Annotated in this window: 2 protein-coding genes; both read right to left on the bottom strand. The window is 26.7% G+C overall.

What is annotated here, in order from left to right; translation table 11 throughout:
* Positions 1 to 165: 165 nt before the first annotated feature.
* Positions 166 to 711 (bottom strand): DL-endopeptidase inhibitor IseA family protein, encoded by a 546-nt coding sequence (locus L21TH_RS06565; RefSeq protein WP_006312180.1) that lies wholly within the window; start codon positions 709 to 711, stop codon positions 166 to 168.
* 215 nt (positions 712 to 926) lie between these two features.
* Positions 927 to 1,613: a C39 family peptidase gene (locus L21TH_RS13775; RefSeq protein WP_006312181.1), complete on the bottom strand. Its 687-nt coding sequence runs from the start codon at positions 1,611 to 1,613 to the stop codon at positions 927 to 929.
* Between the last annotated feature and the right edge of the window lie 187 nt (positions 1,614 to 1,800).

Here is a 1,800-nt window from a genome sequence, read left to right on the forward strand (position 1 = left end):
ATTATATGTATTGTAATTAATAATAATTAGAACTTTAGATTTTTATAAGTAGATAGATTACTCTACCTACTCATAAAAAATTTTACACAAAATCAGAAAATTTAAACTTTATGTATTTATTCATATTTTACGATTTTTAACCATATTATATTTATAACTTGTAATTTACCAGCCATTAATTATATCATCAATTCTATATGTATTATCGGTACCCTTTATAAGCTTAAATTTTACTGTGTCTTCTCTATTGCTTATTGAATTAGGTATAATAAATATTACTGTAGCATTTTTATTAAGAGGATTAATTTTAATATCCTCTAAATATGCCTTATTCCAATCATGTACAAATACTGAATCAGTTATTGGTTTGTATATTTTACCATCAATTTCTTTATATCCAAATTTATTATATATTTTTTTTGCAGCTTTGTCTGTGTATACTTTATGAAGAAATGTAATTAGTTTTTCTTTTGTATTAATATTAGGGTCTACTATTAACATTTTACTTAAATCATTTTGATTTATTAATGGATTACTCCCTCCTTCACCTACATACTTATATATATTTCTTGCCTCATCTACTAATAACTTTACTTCATCGTGTAATTGATTTTTAATTCTACGGCTATCATCTATATATTTATATCCTATAAAAGCAAGAACAACAACGACAATAACTATACTTACTAAATAAATATTTCTTTTATTCATGCTTATTATCCTCCTATCTTAATTTATGTTCTAATATATAAAATTTTATTTAAGTAATCATCTCTTTAAAATTCTGTTAATTCTTATATAATCTAATATTTAACAATATAGAAGACTGGTATGGTTTATATTGTATTATGAAATACATACTAAAGTAGTCAACCATACCAGTCATAATAACTAAATAGCTATTACTACCTTTTCATATATACAAATTAATTTACTTTATCATAAATAACTAGTCTATGAAATGTCCATCCTAAATCCTTATAATATTTAAGGTTTTTATAGGTAGCACCATTAGGGTCGATTACTCCATAATCATCCCATGAAAGGCCATCACCTATTACGGACTTAACTAATACAAAATGAGTCCCATCATCAGGTTTTTTAAAACCAACAATTACAGGATTATCATCTTGTAAAGCTGCTACTGTTGCATTAATAACATCAGAATCACTAGGATACTCTTTAAATGTTACTAATTCAGCTTTTCCATCTGAGCCTAACTCTGCCGCTCTATACCAATGTATAGGACACGCATAGTCACCTAAATCTTCATTTAATTTACCTGGGTCTGTATTAATTCCAAAATAACGAAATACCATGGCAACAGAGGTTAAAGCACATCCATAGTGGTCAATTGATAAACCGTCAGTTTCCATTATATCATCTTTCCATTCTGGGTCATGTTGATCAAACGCTAATACAGGTAAACTAATATTAAGTACAGACTGTATACCTACACTACCACTTCTATTTAAGCTAGTGTCTAAGTATTTACTAAATTCGCCTTCTGGTGCTATATCTTTAATTATAACAGGTTCATTATTAGCAAATACCATTGTACCTATATTTAATAATAAAGCAAATATCATTAACATAGAAACTATTTTTTTCATTTTAATACCTCCTAATTTTTATCCAATATTATAATTTTGACCTAATTTTGTCACCTTACTCTTGAGTTTCATACACATTAACTATATACTTATATTAAGTGGCCTATTAACTCTGTCAAACATGCTTGCCGGCATTTATTTGAGTTAGTAGGCTTTTTTCATTTGGTGCTCTTGGATATAACATAAT

This window comes from Caldisalinibacter kiritimatiensis, from assembly GCF_000387765.1.
In the GTDB taxonomy this organism is placed as follows: Bacteria; Bacillota; Clostridia; order Tissierellales; family Caldisalinibacteraceae; genus Caldisalinibacter; species Caldisalinibacter kiritimatiensis.

Excerpts from the sequence above, each read along its gene's own strand:
- L21TH_RS13775 (WP_006312181.1), bottom strand. The coding sequence starts at position 1,613 with ATGAAAAAAATAGTTTCTATGTTAATGATATTTGCTTTATTATTAAAT.
- L21TH_RS06565 (WP_006312180.1), bottom strand. The coding sequence starts at position 711 with ATGAATAAAAGAAATATTTATTTAGTAAGTATAGTTATTGTCGTTGTT.